This window comes from Micromonospora sp. NPDC085948 (assembly GCF_040686315.1).
Classification (GTDB): domain Bacteria; phylum Actinomycetota; class Actinomycetes; order Mycobacteriales; family Micromonosporaceae; genus Micromonospora.
In genome coordinates, this window is record NZ_JBFBJW010000007.1 from 262,838 (window position 1) to 281,950 (window position 19,113).

The following is a 19,113-nucleotide window of genomic DNA, read 5'->3' on the forward strand; positions in this document are numbered from 1 at the left end:
CGGACACATCCGCCCGGAATCAGGCATGCTGGCACCGTGATCGCACGCTTCAAGGATCTCTGTCTCGACGCTGCGGACCCGCTCGCACTCGGTGCCTTCTGGGCACGGATGCTCGACGGTGACGTGGCCGATGCCGGCGACGACGACACCCGAGTGGACCCCCGCTCCGCGCGCTCGAACGCCGAGTCGATCTGGGTGAACAAGGTTCCCGAACCGCGGGTGGGCAAGACCCGCGTACACCTGGATCTGCGGTTGGCCGACGCCGACCCGGCGGCGCTGCTCGCGGCCGGCGCACGGCTGGTCCGCGAGCCGGCCGGCGAGGCCACCTGGTGGGTCCTCGTCGACCCGGAGGGCAACGAGTTCTGCGCCTTCCCGGCTCGCGAGGGCGCCCGGCCGGGACCGTTCGAGCTGGTCGTCGACTCGACCGACCCGCTCGCGCAGGCGACCTGGTGGGCCGGTGTGGTCGGCGGCACCGTCGAGGACGAGTCGACCCACGCGGGCATCGCCGGCGTGGCCGGGTTCCCCTGGGACCACTGGGTCTTCGCCGGGGTGCCCGAGCCCAAGACGGTCAAGAACCGGCTGCACTGGGACGTCGACCTGGTCGACCCGGAGCCGATGGCGCTGATCGCGGCCGGCGCGACGCTTGTGCGGGAGCCGCTCGACGCGGCGCACTGGTGGTGGGTGCTGGCCGACCCGGAGGGCAACGAGTTCTGCGCCTTTCCGCCGCGCCCCATCGGGTGACTGGCCGACTACCGGGGGCGGGCGGCGTCGGCTAGCGTTTTCCTAGCGCCGCCGCCGGCGCGTTCGCCGCCGCCGTCGACACGCCTCCGGCCGCCCCCTGCCTGCCCGATCGGTTGGTAATCGCGGGAACGTCCCACCGCCGCTCCCCCGGTTCGGCAGGATCGTCCCAACGAGGAGGTGCCGTCGTGCAGGACACCCGCGCTCTCGCCCTGACGTTCGAGGTGAGCGGCCTGCCACCGGTCAAGACCGAAGCGTTGTCCATCTTCGCGGCCGGGCACCGGCAGGCGACGAGGGTCCGCACCCTGCTCCAGGCCGCCCTCGCGGCGGCTCAGCGCACCGGCTGGACGCCGTTGGCCGGACCCATCGAGGTGGAGCTGGTCCTGCGGTGTCCGCCCGGGCACCGCACAGGCGACGCCAGCACCCTGCTCGGCGGCGTCTGCGCCGTGTTGCAGGACAAGAAGCGGGTGTCATCCATCGGCCTCACCCACCTCGGTGTGCTTGTGGACGTCGCGCTCTACCACGACGACCGACAGATTCGCCGATTGTCGTACCAGGAGAAGCCGGCCGAGGAATTCTCGTACGAGGTGCGGGTCGCCGCCGTGCCGGACGGGGTTTGACGGACGACCGCGGTGGGGTATCGCGGACGCCGACGAAGGGAGCACCGATGTCGGAGCCACATGTCACGCTCGACCCACGCGGGCTCGACCCTGTGCAGCAGAAGCTGCGCGGCCCGCTGGAGGAGCAACTGACCTCGGCGCTTCAGGCTGCCACCGACCGGGTCCGCTCGCACTACGGTGGCGAGCCGGTCGAGCAGGTCTGCCAGCGACTGTTGGAGGAGACCCGCTCCGGGTTGCATCCCGACATCGCGGCCGGGTTCAACCCGGACATGGACGAGTTCTGCCGGGTGGCGGTGTCGATCGTCCGGGGCGGGGCCTCCTGAGCGGCAGTGTTTCTCAGTACCTGTCGAGCTGGGCGTACGGGCTGAGCACGATGCGCGGTGAGAGCGCCGGGTCCAGCCAGTTGAGTACGCGGACCAGGTGGTCGTGGGCGAGCGAGACGCAGCCGGCCGTGGCGTTGCCGCCGCTGACCCTGAACTGGTGCAGGAAGATGCCGCTGCCCGCGTTGGGGATCGGGGTCGCCACGTTCGGTGGCATGTTGTAGGTGATCACCGCGAAGTGCGTGTACGAGGGGGTCTCCTGCCACAGCGCCTCGCTGGCCCCACCCGGGTTGGTCGCGCTCTGCTGGAAGGTGTTGTAGCGCGAAGACGACGGATTCTCGTTCCACCAGTCGCCGCTGACCAACCGGTGGTAGGGGTATCGCACTCCCGGGTTGGCGGCGATGCCGTACATGGTGGGGCCGATGGAGTAGACACCGGTGGGTGTGGTCGGCACGCCCTCCACGTGGTTGTCGCTGAATCCCTTGGAGCCGAGTCGGGCGGGCAACGCCGCCGAGGCCGGCTGCCAGCGGCCCCTGATCCGCACGTACGCCTCAAGCGTGGCGTAGGTGGTCGTGTAGCTGGCGGCGCCGACGACGAGCACCTGCCGGGTCTGCGTCGGCAGGGTGGTCAACCGGGCGGCCAGGTTGCGGCGGGGGGTGCTCGATCCGGGGCGGCGGGGCCGCGGTGTGGTGCCCCAGGGCGGTGCCGGACGGGTCGCGCCGAGCGCGGGTGCCGTCGGGGCCAGCAGCGCCGGTGCCGCCAGACCCGCGGCAGCGCCGAACAGGAGGGCTCTGCGGTTCATCCCGTCATCCTGACAGTCCAACCGGCGTACGGTCTGCCCCGTTCGCCGGTGCGATCGATCGATCCGTGGTCGGGTCAGGGCCGGGTCCGCAACTACCCGGCCCTGACGCTCGGCCGTCCGGATGGGAGCGGACAGCTCCGGCACTCAGCTCCACGGTGCCAGCCGCCGAACGCCGACGCGCTCCCGGCCGACACCCCGAAGACCGTGAGCGCCGGGCCAGGTTAGGCCGGCCCGGACGGGGCGGACAAGCCGCGTCGGACGACCGACGGCGTGACTGATCTCAGGGTGAAAATCAGACAATGTGGCGTAACGCGACCATGATCGCGGACGCTGTTCGCTTTCGGCGCGCTCAGAAGTGCCGCAGCAGATCGGGGAACGCGGCGAGCCGCAGCACCCCCGAGTCGGTGGGGTCCAGTTCGTCGTGCTCCAGCACCCACGTGTTCTCGTTCGGGATGAAGACCGCGTTCAGTCCGGCCGCGCGGGCCGGCAGGATGTCCGACTTCGGGGAGTTGCCGATCATCCAGGCGCGGGCCGGATCGAAGCGGTGTTGCCGAACCAACCACCGGTACGTCTCGACGTCCTTCTCCGCCACGATGTGCGCGGCCCCGAAGTGGTGCAGCAGACCACAGGCGTCCAGCTTGCGCTGCTGATCCGCCTGGTCGCCCTTGGTGAGCAGCAGAAGCTCGTGTCGGCCGGCCAGCTCGTCGAGCGCGTCGGCCACCCCGGGCATCAGCTCCACCTGGTGCTCGACGAGGGCGACCGCCAGGCGCTCGATCTCCTGGCGCTCGGAGTCGGTGGCCGGCCGTTCGCGCAGCCGCTCCAGGCACTCCGCCAGGCTGCGCAGGAAGACCTTGCTGCCGTACCCGTGCGCCACCGTGTTGGCCCGCTCGATGTCGTCGAGGATCGTCCGGATCTCGGTGCGGTCCATCGTGGGATGGTCGAGCCACTCGAGAAAGTCGTCGATCACCTGCTCGAAGACGACGTTGTTCTCCCACAACGTGTCGTCCGCATCGAAGATCAGCACCTGCGCCTGCCGCCGTGCCGCCGCCCCGTCCGTCATCCCGTCCCCTCCCCATGCCTTCGCCGCCCCCGTCGAAGGGACAGGATAGGCGGGAGATCCGCTCTGATTTTCGGACTTTTCCGTGAACCGTCTCGGCCTGGCGTTCGTCTGGGGGGGTGGGAGAATTCCCGGCGGCCGAGAGGTCGGGACAGCTCATGAGGAGTACGACGTGATCACGATGAAGTGGGTTGCCGGCGCGGCACTGCTGGCGTGCACCGGCGCGCTTGTGGCGTGCGGGAGCGACGCCGACAAGGCGCCGACGCCCAAGGCGGGCACGCCGACGCCGTCGGGCGAAGTGGCGGCCCCGGCGGGAACGCCGTCACCGGGACTCGCGGCCGACCCCCTGCTGTCCGGCAAGCGCGAGGTCACGATTGCGCGGGTGCAGGGACCAGGGAACGCACTGGAACTCAGCGGTCGTCTCGAGGAGGGCGGCGACACCGGCGGACGCGTCCTGTTCGTTCCGACGCCGATCGGCGGCGACCAGTACGTGATCAAGGCTTTCGGCACGAAGGACGATCACCCCGCCAACGACGATCCGTCCTGCTGGCAGGTGAACGGTCTGGACATCGAGCCCGAGCTGACCGTCGAGGCCGCCGTCTGCGACGTGGACAACCCGATCCAGCGGTTCAGCATCACCGCCATGGGCCCCGACACGTACGCGATCGGCAGTGAGACCCGGTTCCTTCTGCACGCCGTCGGCAACGGCCTGATCCTCAAGGAGTTGAGCGACGCGCCGCTGGACAGCACGTTCCGGTTCGTCGACAAGGGGCCGTTCGACCGCGAGCCCCTCAACTGACCACGCCGCCTGTCACGGCCACCGGAGCAACCGCTGGGCGATCAACACCTCGCGTTCCTCCTGCCCCTCGGGTCGGAGCCGTCCGCCCCGGGTGAGCATCACCACGCCGTGCAGCAGGCTCCACCCCACCTCGGCGAGGGTGTCCGGGTCGCGCCCCTCGGCCAACGGGGTCAGGGCCGCGCGCAGTTCGGCGAACACCGCGCGCGGCGCGTCCGGGACGCCATCGACGCCGAGGGCCAGGTCGGGGGTCAGCGCGAGCATCGCGTCATAGACCTCCGGATTCGTGTACGCGAAGTCGAGGTACGCGCTGGCGACCGCCGGCCAGGCCCCCTCGGGGCTGCTGGTCGCCTCCGCGTGCGCCTCGGCCAGATCGGCGGCCAGGTCGGCGAAGGCGCAGACGGCCACGGCAGCGAGGAGTGCGTCCAGATCCGCGAAATGCCGGTAGAGGTCACCGACGTCGATCTCGGTCCGCTCGGCGAGCCGTCGGGTGCTCACCCCCGCCCAGCCCTCCGCCTCGGCCAGCTCGCGCGCGACCGTGACGATGAGGTCACGCCGGTCCTGTTCGGTGGCCTTCTCGGCAGGTCCGGGCACGCCGTTGAGCGTACGGGCGGACACCGACCGCAGTCGTCCGGTGACGGATTGGCGACTGTCTGGGCCGGTCAGACCAGCAGCGCCAGCCGGCCGATGAGGGCCTCCCGCAGGTGAGGTGGCCAGGGAAAGAGTGGCGTCGCCACCCGGAGCTGGGCCAACCCGTGTAGCCCGACCCAGAGCGCCGTCGCGTCGGCGAAGGGATCCGCGCTGGTCGAGAGCCCCTTCGCGGCACACTCGGCGACGGTGCGATGGATGACCTCGAAGGCTCCCATGCCGAGCACGGCGAGATCGTCCGCCAGCGCCGGCGTCCGATCGCGGGCCCGGCTGGCATCCCAGACCGACCCGAACATCAACCGGTACCGGTGGGGCTGACGCTCGGCGAAGGTCAGGTAGGCCACACTGATCGCCCGCAGCCGCTCGGCCGGATCCGGGTCGTCCGGCCCGGCCAACTCCTGCTCCAGGGCGGCGAACGCGCGCTGGGCGACCACCAGCAGAATCGAGTCCAGGTCCGGAAAGTGCGCGTAGATCGACGGTGCCGAGATGCCGGCCTCCCGCGCCACCGCCCGCAGCGTCACGCTCTGCGGGTCGCCACCGTCCAGCAGCGTGCCGGCGGCACGGACGATCTCCTCGCGCAACTGGGCACCTTCGCCGCGCTTGTTGCGAGCCCGCGCTCTCGGTGTGGTCACCTCATGACCTTACAGCCGTAAGGCGAACAAGTCCGTTCCTGCGTCCCCGCGTGCCACCGCCGACCGTCCGTCGTTAGGTGAGGGGATCACCACGACGGGAGGGCACGTGGTCGTTCGACGGCACCGGCCCGTGGCGGACGGATGAGCGAGCAGCGGCACGAAGGGCTGGTGCGCGACGCCGACAGTCGGCAACGAGCCACGTTTCTGGAACTCTTCCTCGACCTGGTCTTCGTCTTCGCCCTCACCCGGATCTCGGCACGGGTGATCAGTGACTTCACCGACGGTGGCCGCGGCGTGGTCGCGGGCCTCGGTCAGGCCCTCCTGCTGTTCCTGGCGCTCTGGGCGGTCTGGTCGTTGACCGTCTGGTCGACAAGTTGGCTGGATCCGGAGGCACCGATCGTCCAGATCGTCATCGTGATGACGGCGGTCGGCGCGATGACAATGGCGGTCGCGGTACCCGACGGGTTCGGCGCGCGGGCACCCCTGTTCGCCATCACCTACGTGAGCCTGCAGATCGGCCGGGTGGTCTACTTCCACGTCGCGGGGCACGGCCGGCCCGATCCCCGGCAAACCCTCCGGGTCCTGGTCTGGTTCGGTCTGAGCGCACCGCTCTGGGTCATCGGTGGTCTGGCCGACGACGGCGCGATCAGAGGACCACTCTGGATCATCGCCGCGCTGATCGACTACACCGGGCTCTACCTCGGGTGGCCGACCCCCCGCATCGGCGCGCAACGCATCGGCGGCCGGGCAATCGCGGCCGGGCACCTGGCCGAGCGGTACCAACAGTTCCTCCTCATCGCCATCGGTGAGGCGATCTTCGTCATCGGGTTGGCGTTCAGCGGCAGCGACTTCCGGGCCGACCAGACGGCCGGCTTCGTCCTGGCACTGGCGACCACGGTCCTGCTCTGGCGGATCTACTTCCACCTCGCGGGGAAGGTGCTGGACGCCGCCGTCAGCCGCTCGCGCCACGCCGATCGGCTCGCGACCGAGATGGCGTTCGCCCACCTGGTCATGATCGCCGGGATCGTCCTCACCGGCGTCGGTTTCGAACTGCTCATCACCGAGCCGCTCGGGCACCTGCCAGCGGCGTGGCTCATCGCCATCCTCGGCGGCCCCGTCGTCTTCCTCGCCGGACGATCGGCCCTCGAATACCAGGTTTTCGCCCGGGTCTCCCGCTCCCGGCTGGCTGGCCTACTGGCCCTCGGCCTCCTGGTGCCGGCGACGATGCGCCTCGATCCGCTCACCGCCGGTGCCGCCGCCGCCGTGGTGCTGCTCGCGGTGGCTGTCGCGGACTCCCGACGCTCACGTCGGCGCGGGCCGGAAATGCCCGCCCCGCCCTACTAGCGTGCGGCGCGGAGGTGTCGGCGGCCGGCGGTGACTGTCGGTCACCTCCGTGGGGGTGGATGCGGTAGCGGGCGGCAGTTGAGGGCCAGCGAGGACGGGGAGTCCATCTACCGGGCGGTGGGCTTCGCACCCACCGCCGCTCGGACGCTGCGACTGACCGTGGTCGACGATCTTGAGCGGATCAGGGCTCGCTCAGCGCCTTGATGCCGTGTGTCTGAAGCAGCGCCGGCATCGGGTCGGCGAGGTGCGCGCGTCTCGGTTGCGAGATGCGTGCCACGGTGACCGACGCGTTGGGTCCTGGTACGTCGTAGGGGCCGCCGCGGGGATAGACCACGAGGGAATTCCCCTGCCAACCCATCCGCTCGATCTCCGACCACGCGTACGAGCGCCGCAAGCCGCCACGGTCGCGTACCAGCAGCCCGGTGTCGTCAGCCAACACCGCGTTCCGCCAGCGGACGAACGCGAGGACTATCGACGCGGCGCCGAGCAGCAACCCGAACCAGCTCACCCAGTCGAGCAGCACCGCGGTGACGATCAGGCCGACCACGATCGCGACCGGCACCGCGACGGCGGGCCAGACCCGCGACTGCCCGAGCACGAGCACCTCACCCACCGGATCCGCCCCCATGGACGATCAGGATAGTGAAGGATCGACACGTTAGCCGCCGTCGACGGAGCGCCGGGAGCCTGGGCAGCACACGCGTCAGTGGGCTACCGGCGATTCGAGGGCGAGGGTAGACAGAGGCCCGGTTCGCCGCCCTGCGGGACGTAGGACGGCATCGACGGCCCCAGGGCGCGGCCGCAGATCCCGCACCATTCGTCGCGCTCGCCGATCTCACTGAGCTGGTCGAGCACGCCGGACAACCCGGGTCTCGTTCGGGAGAAGCACCGCAACACCCAGCGGTCCCTCCCGGCGGGCCAGCCACGAAGCGAGAGGCACGCCGCCACCGCGCCGTCGTACCACCAACGATCGGCCGGGCCGGTGGCTTCGCGCACCTCCGGGACACCGCTCAGGGTGACCGTCGGCGACACCAGGGTCGCGGTCTCGTAGGTGAGCGTGACGTGCGGCCAGCGCTGCACCTCCGCCAGGAGCGCGTGTTTCTCGAGCCGCTGCTCGACGGTGCGGTCGATCAGCCGGTACGGCCAGTCGCCCGGGGCCATGGCGGTGCGCCCGTCGAGCAGGACATCGACGCCCCACGTCCAGGCCCCGTCGAGGGCTGCCGGGAACATCCACCCGAGGTCGGAGGTCCAGCGAAAGTACGCCGGGCCCTCCAGTCCGTACTCCATGTGGTTGCCGTCTGTCTTGAGCCGGTAGGCGAGCCCGCCGTAGCGCTCCTCGAACGCGACGGCGACCGCGACCAGCTCGTCGGGCACCACGGCCAGCGGCCCGTCGGGTCCGTCCGCACTCGCCGACCGCCGGATCCGCTCGGCCGACGTGCGCGGCCAGCGCTCCCCGTGCGTGCCAAGGAAACGAGCCACCCGGGCGGACACCGTCGGATCGTCAAGGACATGCACCCGCACACGGTACGCCGTCGCCCGTGTCCACAAGCGACGCCCGCGTCTATGCTCCACCGACAGCACGACCGTGACCGGGGGGCACAGTGATCAACGCGGTTTTCTTCGATGTCGGTGGGACGATTCTCGACGAGTCCCGTGAGTTCGCGACCTGGGCCGACTGGTTCGGCGTGCCACGGCACACGCTCTCGGCGGTTCTGGGTTCGGTGATCGCCAGGGGCCTGGACTACCAGGAGACGTTCCGGGCCTTCCGGCCCGACTTCGACCTCGACACCGAACTGAAGCGCCGGGCCGCCGCGGGCAGGGCGGAGTCGTTCGGCGAGGAGGATCTCTACCCCGACGCGCGGGCCTGCCTGACCTCCCTGAAGGAACAGGGCCTGCTCGTGGGCCTGGCCGGCAACCAACCGGCGCATGCCGAGGCGACCCTGCACGCCCTCGACCTCCCCGTGGACGTGATCGGCACCTCGCACGGGTGGGGCGTGGCGAAGCCGTCACCGGCCTTCTTCGAGCGGGTCGTCGAGGCGGGTGGCGGCGACGCGTCGTCGATCCTGTACGTCGGTGACCGGCCCGACAACGACGTACGCCCGGCCCAGGAGGTCGGGATGCCGACGTGCCTGATCCGGCGCGGCCCGTGGGGTCACATCCTCGACCTGCCCGACGTGGCCGCGCAGTGCCTGTTCCGCATCGACTCGCTGGACGAACTGCCGAGCCTGGTCGCGAAGCACAACGCGGCGGGCGGTTAGCCCCCCCGACCGCTCGGTCCCGGACGCCGAGTGCGGCAGTTCGGCTCGTTAGGGACATTCTGTCGCGTCCGTAACAGCGATCCGTTCTACCCCGTGCCCCGCGTCACATCACTTGACTTGAAGCGCTTGAGGTTGGGGACGCTTCGGTCATGGCAGCGAAGAAGCCGGGTCAGGAACAGGCGCCCCTGACCATCCAGGAGATGGCCCAGCGGTCGGGCTTCAGCGAGCCCACGCTGCGGTACTACGAGAAGGTCGGCCTGCTCGGCGTGGTGGCGCGCGACGACAGCAGCGGCCACCGCAGGTACGACGCCGCGCTGGCCGAGCGGATCGACGCCCTGGCCTGCCTGCGATCGTCCGGGATGAGCGTCGCGGAGATGCGCCGATACCTGACGCTGCTCGACGAGGGCGACCGGGCAGCCGCCGCCGAGCAGCACGCCCTCTTCGCCCGGCACGCCGACCGGCTGTCCGGGGAGATCGAGCGCCTACGGGTACGCCAGGCGTACATGTGCGGCAAGGCAGACATGTGGGCCGCCCGGTACCGAGGCGACGCCGCTGCCGAGGCCCGCGCGGTCGAGCAGGTCGAGCGCGCTCTTCAGGATTTCTGAGCAACGATGGGAAAGATCATGCAGAACGACATCCCCCTGGGGGCGACCGACGACAGCCTCGTCCTCGTGACCGGCGCCACCGGGCACGTCGGCGGGTACTCCGTCGCGCGACTGCTGGACGAGGGTTACCGGGTGCGGGTCTCCGTGCGCGAGCCGGGCCAGGGCAACGACGTGCTCGACCGGATTCGGCAGGCCGGCACGAACCCGGACGGCCGGGTCGAGTTCCGGACCGCGGCCCTGTCCGCCGACGAGGGCTGGGCCGAGGCCGTCGACGGGGCGCGGTACGTGCTGCACCACGCATCACCGTTCCCGTTCACCCCGCCCAAGAACGACGACGAGGTGATCCGGCCGGCCCGCGACGGGGCGCTGCGCGTCCTACGGGCCGCCCGCGATTCCGGGGTGCGCAGGGTGGTGCTGACCTCGTCGTACGCGGCGGTGGGTTACACGGTCAAGCCCGACGGGCGGTACAGCGAGGCGGACTGGACGAACGTCGACGACGACATCCCGGCGTACCACCGCTCGAAGACGCTCGCCGAGCGTGCGGCCTGGGACTACGTCCGGGAAAACGGTGGAGTCGAGCTGAGCGTCGTCAATCCGACCGGCATCTTCGGGCCGCTGCTGGGGCCGCGGGTGTCCGCGTCGACCGGGCTGGTGCAGGCGTTCCTCCAGGGGGCGATGCCGGTCGTACCCCGGATGTACTTCGGGGTGGTCGACGTCCGGGACGTGGTCGACCTGCACCTACGCGCGATGCTGCACCCGGCCGCCGCCGGCGGGCGGTTCATCGGTGTCGGCGGCCCGTCGATCAGCTTCTTCGACATGGCGAAGATGTTGGCTCGGCACCTGCCCAGCCTGGCCGACCGCGTGCCGGCCCGGGAGTTGACCGACGAGGAGGTCCGGGAGGCCGCGAAGACCGAGCCCGCCCTACGCGACGCTGCCGCCCTGCGCGGACAGATTCCGGTGATCAGCAACGACAAGGCCCGCAACGTCCTCGGCTGGCGGCCTCGCCCGGTGGAGACGACCATCACCGACACCGCCGACAGCCTGATCAAGTTCGGCCTCGTCACCGGCTGAGGGCCCTGCCGGCCGCATGATCGTGCTCGATCCAGGATCGAGTGGCCTCCCAGTGCCAGGGATACCACTACGACATGGATCGAGCGCGATCATGCCGGAGGCGCCCCCGCGGGGAGGACGTCAGCGGCGCAGCGTGAGGATCAGATCGGCCACCAGGGCCGTCCAGCCGGTCTGGTGCCAGGCGCCCAGGCCGGCACCGTTGTCGCCGTGGAAGTACTCGGGGAAGGCCACCAGGTCTCGCCAGTCGGGGTGGGTCTGGAAGAGCTGACACGCGCCGTAGATGGGCCGCCGGCCCCAGTCGTCCTGGGTGAAGAGTGAGATCAGCCGAGCGGACAGATCGTCGGCGATCTCGTCGAGGCTGCGTTTCACCCCGGAGCGGGTCGGATATTCCACCTGGAGGTCGTCGCCGAAGAACGCGGCGTAGTCCCGCAGGGCGCTGATCAGGAGGAAGTTCGTCGGCATCCAGATCGGTCCGCGCCAGTTCGAGTTGCCGCCGAACAGGCCGCTCGTCGACTCGGCCGGCTCGTAGCCGACGGAGAACTCCAGCCCGCCGAGGGTGACCGAGAACGGCTTGTCCAGGTGCGCGCGGGACAGCGTCCGCAGGCCGAAGTCGGAGAGGAACTCGTCGGGGTCGAGCATCCGGGCGAGCAGCCGGACCACCTGCTCCTGGCCGACCATGGACAGCAGCCGCTGCTGCCGGCCGTCCGGGCCGAGGCGGCGGGTGCCGATCACCTGCGCGTACTCCGGGCGGTTGGTGAGGAACCAGCGCAACCGCGCGCCCAACTCCGGTAGGTGGTGCAGGGTCTTCGCGGTGAGCCGGGTGGTCGCGGCCAACGGCAGCAGCCCGACCACGGAACGGACCTTCAGCGGCACCTTCGTGCCGTCGGCGAGGCGCAGCACGTCGTAGAAGAACGCGTCCTCGTCGTCCCACAACCCCTGCTCGTACGCGGCGGCGGCGATGTAGAGGAAGTGTTCGAAGAACTTGGTGGCGGTGTCCACCCAGGTCCGGTCGTGCTCGGCGAGGACGACCGCCATGTCCAGCAGGTTGAGCGCGTACATGGCCATCCAGCCGGTGCCGTCGGACTGCTCCAGCACGCCCGCCACCGGCAGCGCCGCCGACCTGTCGAACGGTCCGACGTTGTCCAGCCCGAGGAAGCCGCCCTCGAAGACGTTGTTGCCGCCGGTGTCCTTGCGGTTGACCCACCAGGTGAAGTTGAGCAGCAGCTTGTGCATCACCCGGGCCAGGAACTCGTAGTCCCGCCCTCCGTCGATCTCGAACACCTTCAGCGCCGCCCAGGCGTGCACCGGCGGGTTCACGTCACCGAACGCCCACTCGTACGCCGGGATCTGCCCGTTGGGGTGCAGGTACCACTCGCGGAGCAGGAGCAGGATCTGCTCCTTGGCGAAACCCGGGTCGACCCGGGCGATGCTCACGCAGTGGAAGGCCAGGTCCCAGGCCGCGTACCAGGGATATTCCCAGGGGTCGGGCATGGAGATGACGTCGAAGCTGGTCATGTGCCACCAGGCGCTGTTGCGCCCGTGTCGACGCCCGGCCGGCGGCGTCGAGCCCGGGTCGCCTTCGAGCCAGCGTTTGACGTCGAAGTGGTAGAACTGCTTGCCCCACATCAGCCCGGCGATCGCCTGCCGGGCCACCAGCGCCTCGTCGGCGGTGGCGGCCGGTGGGATCACCCCGGCGAAGAACCGGTTCGCCTCGGCCCGCCGTGCCCACACCACGGCCTCGAAGCCCTCGCTGAGGTCGGCCGGGGGTGGCGGCGCGGCGGCCGGCGGCGACGCGGTACGGGTCAGCCGCAGCCGGATCTGGCGCTGCCCACCGGCCGGCACGTCGAGTACGTAGTGCAGCGCGCCCTTGGTGCCCTCCCGCGCGGGGTTGACGGTGGCCGCGCCGTTGACCACGTGGTCGTTGATGCCGTCCTTCGGGTACGGCGAACGGCCGGGCAGGCCCCAGAGCCGCTCGGCGTTCGTGTCGTTGTCGCAGAGCAGCGGCACCGGGCCGCCGTCACCCTCCAGCAGTAGTTGGCCGAGCACGCGGTGCTCGCCGACGAGCCGGGTGCCCTGCCCGGTCAGGGTCGGGATGCGGTCACCACCGGGGAGGCCCCAGGCCCACGTGTTGCGGAACCACAGGGTGGGCAGCACGTGCAGGGTCGCCGCCCGGTCGCCCCGGTTGGCCACGGTGATCACCATGCACAGGTCGGTCGGGGACGCCTTGGCGTAGTCGACGGTCACCGCCCAGTACCTGTCGTCGTCGAAGATCCCGGTGTCGACCAGCTCGTACTCGGTGTCGTCGCGGCCGCGCAACGCGTTCACCGCGACGAGTTCGTCGTACGGGAAGGCGGCCTGCGGGTAGTGGTAGCGCCAGCGCATCCAGGAGTGGGTGGGCGTGGAGTCCTCGTACCACCAATATTCTTTGACGTCCTCGCCGTGGTTGCCGGTGTCGCCGCCGAGGCCGAACATCCGTTCCTTGAGGATCGGGTCCTTGCCGTTCCACAGCGCGAGAGCGAACGCGAACGTCTGTCGTTCGTCGCAGACGCCCGCCATCCCGTCTTCGTTCCACCGGTAAGCTCTGGACCGCGCGTGGTCATGTGGGAAGTAGTCCCAGGCCGTTCCGTGCTCGCTGTAGTCCTCCCGTACCGTCCCCCACGCCCGTTCGGACAGATAGGGACCCCATGCGCGCCAGTCCTGCTCCCCCGAGTCCGCCTGGGCGAGCCGGAGCCGCTCGGCGTCGGGTGGCGAGGCGTCGGAGGACGATCGGTCAGTGATCACGTGCATATCTTTGACGTCGCCGCGGTACTTGACCACAGCGGCCATTCTCGTCGTGGCGTGTTACACCTTGCCGCCGGTGGAGGAAAGTTGATTGACATTCACTTCGGCCCGCAGGTCTGCGGCGATCTGACCAGCGCGGCCAGCCGGGAGTGGCTGGTTCCGGACGGTCTCGGCGGCTATGCGATGGGCACCGTCGCCGGGCTGCGGACCCGCCGCTACCACGGTCTGCTGGTGGTTCCCGGCGAAACCCCGGCGTCTCGTCAGGTGGGACTGGTGAGTCTCGATCCGGCGGTCACCCTGCCGTCCGGGGCGCGGGTCCGGCTCGGCGCGCACGAGTGGTCCTCCGGCGACGTGGACCCGCGTGGCTTCGAGCTGTTGGAACGCTTCGACCTGGTCGACGGGCTGCCCCGGTGGCGGTGGCGGATCGGGTCGGTGGTGATCGAGCGGGAGGTGGCCATGCTGCCCGGCCGCTCCTGCGTCGCGGTGGTGCACCGGCTGGTCGCCGGCGGTCCCGTCCGGCTGGAGTTGTCCGCCGCCTGCACCTGGCGCGACGCGCACGGCGAGCGGCGGGCGGACGGCCCGATCCCGCAGGTCGAGTCGGTGGCCGGCGGCGCGGTGGTCGAGGGCGCGTACCGGCTGGCCGGGCCGGGCTGGACGCCCGAGGGGCAGTGGTGGCTGGGCGTGCACCACCGCGAGGAGGCCAACCGGGGTCTGCACCCGGACGAGGATCTCTGGTACGCGGGGCGTTTCGTCGGCGAGTTGACGAGCCCCGGCGACACGGTGTCGGTGCGGGCCTGGGCCGATCCGCTCGACCTGGAGCCCATGGCGGCGGAGGACATCGTGGCGACGGCCCGGCGGCGCAACCGACACGTGGTGGCGGCGGCGAAGCCGGCCGACGACGTGGAGGCCACCCTGGTGCTGGCCGCCGACGCGTTCGTGGTGCGCACCAACGACGCGGCAGCGGACGTGGTCGCCGGCTACCCGTGGTTCGGGGCCTGGTCCCGGGACACGATGATCTCGTACGAGGGGTTGTTCCTCTGCACGGGCCGGGCCGCTGAGGGGCGCGAGCTGCTGCGGTCGTACGCGGCGACGCTGTCCGAGGGGATGCTGGCCAACACGGCCGACACCGGTCGGGTGGAGTACAACACCGTCGATGGCACGCTGTGGTTCCTGCACGCGGTGAGCCGGCACGTCACGGTCACCGGTGACACCGATCTCGGCGACGAGTTGCTGCCCGCGCTGCGCGGGGTGATCGACGCCCACGTGGCGGGCACCCGGTACGGGATCGCCGTCGACCCGGCCGACGGCCTGCTCAGCCAGGGCGCCGCCGGCACCGCCCTGACCTGGATGGACGCCCGGGTGTACGGGGTGCCGGTCACCCCACGTACCGGCAAGCCGGTCGAGGTCAACGCGTTGTGGATCAACGGGCTGGCTGGGCTCGCGGAGCTGACCGAGCTGGCCGGGCAGGACGCGGACGAGCTGTGGCGACGGCACGGGCAGGCGACCGCCTCGTTCCGGGAGCGTTTCCCGTCGCCGACCGGCTGGTTGCACGACGTGCTGGACGCGCCCGCGCCGGCGTACCCGCTGGGTGGGGCCGCCCTGCACGACGACGACGCGCTGCGTCCCAACCAGTTGCTGGCCTGGTCGCTGCCGTTCGCGCCGTTGGAACCGGACGAGGCGACGTTGCGCCGCGTCGCGGACGGGCTACTCACCCCGCTCGGGCCGCGCAGCCTCGCCCCGGATTCGCCGGAGTTCGTGGGCCGGCACCGGGGTGGCCCCGCCGAGCGCGACGGGGGCTACCACCAGGGCACGGTGTGGCCGTGGCTGCTCGGCCCGTACGTCGACGCCGCCCGCCGGGGCAAGATGTCAGTCGATGACACGTTCGTTGGGATTGAGTCTCATCTGACCGAATATGGATTAGGCTCGGTAAGCGAGACGGCCGACGGCCTCGCGCCGCACGCCGCGACCGGCTGCCCATTCCAGGCGTGGTCGGTGGCCGAGCTGCTGCGGGTGCGCCGAAAGGGCCAGTAGCGCTTTACACGACCGCAACGGTGGTGTCGCCGCCGGTTATCTCGATCCCGGCAGGATTGGCCCCGATCCAGACGCGACGGCGACATCACTTCCGGTGTCGGTCGGCGCGCGCCCGGGGACAACTCAAAGGGGGCCGCATGTCACCCGACGCCCACGTGATCGACATTCACGCCGCCCGGCAACTCCGGGTGCTGATGCTGTCCTGGGAATACCCGCCGGTGCTCGTCGGCGGCCTCGGCCGCCACGTGCACGCCCTCTCCGTCGCCCTTGCCGCCGCCGGCCACGAGGTCACCGTCGTCACCCGCCACACCGACGGCGCACCCATGGAGGAGTACGCCGACGGCGTCCGCATCCTGCGCGCCCCCGAGGACCCGGTCGCCTTCCCCCTGGCCACCAGCTCCCTGCTGGCCTGGACCATGGCCTTCAACCACACCCTCACCCGCACCGCACTACGCGCCACCCAGGCCGGTTCGTACGACGTCATCCACGCCCACGACTGGCTCGTCGCCCACACCGCCGTCTCCCTGGCCGAGCACCTGGACCTGCCCCTGGTCACCACCATGCACGCCACCGAGGCCGGACGGCACCAGGGCTGGCTGCCGGAGGAGATGAACCGCACCATCCACGGCGTCGAGCAGTGGCTCAGCAACGAGTCCGGCCGGGTGATCGTCTGCTCCGGGTACATGCGTGAGCAGGTGAAGGCCCTGTTCGACGTCCCGGCCACCCAGGTCGACGTGGTGCCCAACGGGGTCGACGGCCGGGCCTGGCGGGCCCGCCCACGCGCGGTCGCGTCGGCCCGGGCACGGTTCGCCGGGGACGGCCCGTTGATCGGGTACGCCGGACGGCTGGTCTACGAGAAGGGCGTCCAGCATCTGGTGCACGCGGTGCCCCGGCTGCGCGAGCGGCACCCGGGTCTGCGCGTGGTGATCGCCGGTGACGGCCCGTACCGGCCCGAGCTGGAAGCCCAGGCTCGACGGCTGGCGCTCGGCTCGACCGTCCGGTTCACCGGTTTCCTCGACTCCACCCAACTGCCGGCGATGCTCGGCGCCACCGACGCGACAGTGGTGCCCAGCCTCTACGAGCCGTTCGGCATGGTGGCGCTGGAGGCGGCAGCCGCCGGGGCGCCACTGGCGGTGGCCCGTACCGGCGGCCTCGCCGAGATCGTGGAGTCCGGCGTGACCGGGGTGACGTTCCCGCACAGCGACCCCGATGCGCTCGCCGGCGCGGTCGGTCAACTGCTCGACGACGAGGTCTTCGCCCGGCGGGTGGCGCGCCGGGCCCGCACCATGGTCGGCGAACAGTACGGGTGGGCCACGATCGCCGCCCGCACGGCCGCCAGCTACGCCGCGGCCCGCCGCGAGCACGATCCGCTCCAGGCCCGGCGTGCCTCCGCCCGACTGGCTGGCGGACGTGCCCGGATCGCCATCCCGGAGGGCAATCTGCTGGCGCGCGTCGACCACGCCGCCTGCTGAGCCCAGTCGGACTACCGATAGGTGACTTCCGATCCGCTGGTTAGGGTGTAGCCCGGACAGCGGCTGAGGAGGAGCGTGCGCAGGTGCTGATCGCCGGTCGGTACCGGCTGCTCGACCTGGTGGGTCGCGGGGGCATGGGCCGGGTGTGGCTGGCCCGCGACGAGATGCTGCACCGCGAGGTCGCCGTCAAGGAGATCGTGCCGCCCACGTGGCTGGCCGACCACGAACGGGCCGAGGTGCGCTCGCGCACCCTGCGGGAGGCGCGCGCCGCAGCCCGGCTCAACCACCCCGCTGTGGTCCGGCTCTACGACGTCATCCCGGTCGACGACAACCCGTGGATCGTGATGGAGTACGTCCCGTCCCGCACACTCCAGGACGTGGTCGACGCCGAAGGGCCACTGGAGCCCTCCCGCGCCGCCCGGATCGGCCTCGCCGTCCTCGACGCGCTGCACGCCGCGCACACCGCCGGGGTGCTGCACCGCGACATCAAGCCCCAGAACGTGCTGGTGGCGCACGACGGACGGGTGATGCTCACCGACTTCGGGCTGGCCACCTTCGACGGCGGCGACGGCGTGACGACCCGCCCCGGCATGGTCCTCGGCTCCCCGCAGTACGTCGCCCCGGAGCGAGCCGCCGAGGGGGCGTCCACGGTCGCCGCCGACCTGTGGTCCCTCGGAGCGACCCTGCACGCCGCGGTTGAGGGCCGCTCCCCGTACGCCCGCAGCACCGCGATGGCGACCCTGAGCGCGCTGGCCGCCGGACCGCCGGACCCGGCCCCGCACGCCGGGGCGCTCGCGCCGGTACTCGCGGGGTTGTTGCGCCGCGACCCGCGCGATCGCCTCGACCACCAGGCGGCCCGCCGGTTGCTGGTCCGGGCGACGACCGGCAACCCCGATCCGCCGCCGGTGTCGGCCTCGGGGTCAAGGTCGGGGCTGGGTTCAGGGCCGGGGTCGGGGTCGGCGGCGGGGCCGGGGTCGGCGGGCCGGCTCGGGTCGCCGACGGGAGACCCGACCGCCGGGGCCGACGGGTCGGCCGATCAGGAGTCGACCAGCGCGCCACCCCAGCCCGGCCGGGCCGCGGATGATGCGGTTGCGGTGCCCGGCGGATCGAAGGGGCGCCGCACGTCACGGCGGGTCGCGCTGGTCGCCGTGTCACTCCTGGTGGCCGTGGCCGCCGGTGTCGGCACCGCGCTGGCCGTCACCGCTGACCAGCCCACCGACACCGTCGCCCGGCCCTCCGACCCACCGCCGTACGCCCCGCCGAACGGCGGCGGCCGGGACGGCCCGTACGGTCCCGGCCCCGACCGGCACCGACCGCCACCCGGCGGGCGCGACGTGGCCCCACCACCGTTCGCCTGCGTGCGCCCGGACATCGGCGGTGCGCCGGTGACGGCCCGCGCGCCGGCTCCCGGCGAACGGTTCCGCCCGCCGCCCGGCTGGGTCTGGCACGCCGACACCACCGGCTTCCGGGTCTTCGTGCCGGCGACCTGGCACTACTCCCGCGACGGTGAGGTGGCCTGCTTCCAGGACCCGGCGACCGGCCGGACGTTCAGCGTCGCCGCGGATGGTGCCGCCGATCCGCTGGCCGCGCTGCGGGCGGCCCGGGACGCGGCGGCCGGGGGCGGGGCACTACCGGAGTACGACGAGATCCTTCTCGCCCCGCGCGACGGTGGCGCCGAGTGGGAGTGCCGCTGGCGGGCACCTGACGGCCCACTGCTGCACGCCCGACAACTCGTCGTCGGCGCCGCCCCCTGGACGCTGGGCTGGATCACCGCCGACGAGGACTGGGCGGCGGGCGACACCGACTGGCCAGTGGTGCGAAAGAGTTTCCGACCACCCCGCTGACCTGCACCGTACGGCCATGATCCGGACCACCGTCCGGCGTGGATCGAGGCCGCTCAGCGGATGAGAATGCCGGCACCTGTGGCTATCGTGTAAC

At 71.4% G+C, this 19,113-nt stretch carries 18 protein-coding genes; 11 read left to right on the top strand and 7 right to left on the bottom strand.

The genetic code is table 11. The annotated features are described in order from the left end of the window. Window positions 1-36 precede the first annotated feature (36 nt). The 3 genes from AB0O48_RS20740 (at window position 37) to AB0O48_RS20750 (ending at window position 1,681) form a co-directional block, all read left to right on the top strand. Window positions 37-741 (top strand): VOC family protein, encoded by a 705-nt coding sequence (locus tag AB0O48_RS20740; protein ID WP_365067614.1) that lies wholly within the window; start codon window positions 37-39, stop codon window positions 739-741. Window positions 742-926: 185 nt separating this feature from the next. Then, complete coding sequence (locus AB0O48_RS20745; protein WP_357248491.1) at window positions 927-1,358, top strand: hypothetical protein; 432 nt, start codon at window positions 927-929, stop codon at window positions 1,356-1,358. A gap of 47 nt (window positions 1,359-1,405) precedes the next feature. Then, on the top strand, window positions 1,406-1,681 hold the full coding sequence (locus AB0O48_RS20750) for a hypothetical protein (RefSeq protein ID WP_357248494.1): 276 nt from the start codon (window positions 1,406-1,408) through the stop codon (window positions 1,679-1,681). 13 nt (window positions 1,682-1,694) lie between these two features. On the opposite strand, the gene AB0O48_RS20755 is transcribed toward AB0O48_RS20750, so the two are convergent. Further along, window positions 1,695-2,480: a L,D-transpeptidase family protein gene (locus AB0O48_RS20755; RefSeq protein ID WP_365067618.1), complete on the bottom strand. Its 786-nt coding sequence runs from the start codon at window positions 2,478-2,480 to the stop codon at window positions 1,695-1,697. Between the two features lie 349 nt (window positions 2,481-2,829). Next, window positions 2,830-3,540 carry an HAD family hydrolase gene (locus AB0O48_RS20760; RefSeq protein WP_365067621.1) on the bottom strand — a complete coding sequence of 237 codons (711 nt, stop codon included), beginning with the start codon at window positions 3,538-3,540 and terminating at the stop codon, window positions 2,830-2,832. 169 nt (window positions 3,541-3,709) lie between these two features. Here AB0O48_RS20760 and AB0O48_RS20765 point away from each other — a divergent pair, with 169 nt between their 5' ends. Continuing rightward, window positions 3,710-4,336 (top strand): hypothetical protein, encoded by a 627-nt coding sequence (locus AB0O48_RS20765; RefSeq protein WP_357248501.1) that lies wholly within the window; start codon window positions 3,710-3,712, stop codon window positions 4,334-4,336. A 12-nt stretch (window positions 4,337-4,348) separates the two neighbouring features. Here the strand turns inward: AB0O48_RS20765 and AB0O48_RS20770 are convergent, their stop codons facing one another. Together AB0O48_RS20770 and AB0O48_RS20775 are read right to left on the bottom strand one after the other, a co-directional pair. After that, window positions 4,349-4,927 (bottom strand): TetR/AcrR family transcriptional regulator, encoded by a 579-nt coding sequence (locus AB0O48_RS20770; protein WP_357248504.1) that lies wholly within the window; start codon window positions 4,925-4,927, stop codon window positions 4,349-4,351. A 68-nt stretch (window positions 4,928-4,995) separates the two neighbouring features. Further along, window positions 4,996-5,613 carry a WHG domain-containing protein gene (locus tag AB0O48_RS20775; protein WP_365067625.1) on the bottom strand — a complete coding sequence of 206 codons (618 nt, stop codon included), beginning with the start codon at window positions 5,611-5,613 and terminating at the stop codon, window positions 4,996-4,998. Window positions 5,614-5,754: 141 nt separating this feature from the next. Here AB0O48_RS20775 and AB0O48_RS20780 point away from each other — a divergent pair, with 141 nt between their 5' ends. Beyond that, the gene (locus tag AB0O48_RS20780; protein ID WP_365067628.1) at window positions 5,755-6,957 is read left to right on the top strand and encodes a low temperature requirement protein A; all 1,203 of its coding nucleotides are present in this window, start codon (window positions 5,755-5,757) and stop codon (window positions 6,955-6,957) included. 181 nt (window positions 6,958-7,138) lie between these two features. Here AB0O48_RS20780 and AB0O48_RS20785 read toward each other — a convergent pair whose 3' ends face one another. Both AB0O48_RS20785 and AB0O48_RS20790 read right to left on the bottom strand, forming a co-directional pair. Further along, on the bottom strand, window positions 7,139-7,585 hold the full coding sequence (locus AB0O48_RS20785; RefSeq protein WP_365067631.1) for a hypothetical protein: 447 nt from the start codon (window positions 7,583-7,585) through the stop codon (window positions 7,139-7,141). A gap of 83 nt (window positions 7,586-7,668) precedes the next feature. Next, window positions 7,669-8,472: a hypothetical protein gene (locus AB0O48_RS20790; RefSeq protein ID WP_357248514.1), complete on the bottom strand. Its 804-nt coding sequence runs from the start codon at window positions 8,470-8,472 to the stop codon at window positions 7,669-7,671. A gap of 86 nt (window positions 8,473-8,558) precedes the next feature. On the opposite strand from AB0O48_RS20790, the gene AB0O48_RS20795 reads away from it, so the two are divergent. The 3 genes from AB0O48_RS20795 (at window position 8,559) to AB0O48_RS20805 (ending at window position 10,891) form a co-directional block, all read left to right on the top strand. Continuing rightward, window positions 8,559-9,215, top strand: coding sequence for an HAD family hydrolase (locus AB0O48_RS20795; RefSeq protein ID WP_357572231.1), 657 nt, complete (start codon window positions 8,559-8,561; stop codon window positions 9,213-9,215). 149 nt (window positions 9,216-9,364) lie between these two features. Next, window positions 9,365-9,820: a MerR family transcriptional regulator gene (locus AB0O48_RS20800; protein ID WP_357248523.1), complete on the top strand. Its 456-nt coding sequence runs from the start codon at window positions 9,365-9,367 to the stop codon at window positions 9,818-9,820. A gap of 18 nt (window positions 9,821-9,838) precedes the next feature. Further along, window positions 9,839-10,891 (top strand): NAD-dependent epimerase/dehydratase family protein, encoded by a 1,053-nt coding sequence (locus AB0O48_RS20805; protein ID WP_357248525.1) that lies wholly within the window; start codon window positions 9,839-9,841, stop codon window positions 10,889-10,891. 120 nt (window positions 10,892-11,011) lie between these two features. Here the strand turns inward: AB0O48_RS20805 and AB0O48_RS20810 are convergent, their stop codons facing one another. After that, window positions 11,012-13,678: a glucosidase gene (locus tag AB0O48_RS20810; protein ID WP_357572229.1), complete on the bottom strand. Its 2,667-nt coding sequence runs from the start codon at window positions 13,676-13,678 to the stop codon at window positions 11,012-11,014. Window positions 13,679-13,759: 81 nt separating this feature from the next. Between AB0O48_RS20810 and AB0O48_RS20815 the strand changes: the two genes are divergently transcribed. From AB0O48_RS20815 to AB0O48_RS20825, 3 genes are all read left to right on the top strand, one after another. Beyond that, window positions 13,760-15,703 (top strand): amylo-alpha-1,6-glucosidase, encoded by a 1,944-nt coding sequence (locus tag AB0O48_RS20815; protein ID WP_357248531.1) that lies wholly within the window; start codon window positions 13,760-13,762, stop codon window positions 15,701-15,703. A gap of 137 nt (window positions 15,704-15,840) precedes the next feature. Further along, window positions 15,841-17,175 (top strand): glycosyltransferase family 4 protein, encoded by a 1,335-nt coding sequence (locus AB0O48_RS20820; protein WP_357248534.1) that lies wholly within the window; start codon window positions 15,841-15,843, stop codon window positions 17,173-17,175. Between the two features lie 83 nt (window positions 17,176-17,258). Then, entirely contained in the window at window positions 17,259-19,019 is a 1,761-nt protein-coding gene (locus tag AB0O48_RS20825; protein WP_357572227.1) for a serine/threonine-protein kinase, read from the top strand. Window positions 19,020-19,113 lie beyond the last annotated feature (94 nt).

Bases quoted from the DNA above. Each gene is read 5' to 3' on its own strand.
- AB0O48_RS20750 (WP_357248494.1), top strand. From the start codon at position 1,406: ATGTCGGAGCCACATGTCACGCTCGACCCACGCGGGCTCGACCCTGTG.
- AB0O48_RS20755 (WP_365067618.1), bottom strand. From the start codon at position 2,480: ATGAACCGCAGAGCCCTCCTGTTCGGCGCTGCCGCGGGTCTGGCGGCA.
- AB0O48_RS20760 (WP_365067621.1), bottom strand. From the start codon at position 3,540: ATGACGGACGGGGCGGCGGCACGGCGGCAGGCGCAGGTGCTGATCTTC.
- AB0O48_RS20780 (WP_365067628.1), top strand. From the start codon at position 5,755: ATGAGCGAGCAGCGGCACGAAGGGCTGGTGCGCGACGCCGACAGTCGG.
- AB0O48_RS20785 (WP_365067631.1), bottom strand. From the start codon at position 7,585: ATGGGGGCGGATCCGGTGGGTGAGGTGCTCGTGCTCGGGCAGTCGCGG.
- AB0O48_RS20800 (WP_357248523.1), top strand. From the start codon at position 9,365: ATGGCAGCGAAGAAGCCGGGTCAGGAACAGGCGCCCCTGACCATCCAG.
- AB0O48_RS20805 (WP_357248525.1), top strand. From the start codon at position 9,839: ATGCAGAACGACATCCCCCTGGGGGCGACCGACGACAGCCTCGTCCTC.
- AB0O48_RS20810 (WP_357572229.1), bottom strand. From the start codon at position 13,678: ATGCACGTGATCACTGACCGATCGTCCTCCGACGCCTCGCCACCCGAC.
- AB0O48_RS20820 (WP_357248534.1), top strand. From the start codon at position 15,841: ATGTCACCCGACGCCCACGTGATCGACATTCACGCCGCCCGGCAACTC.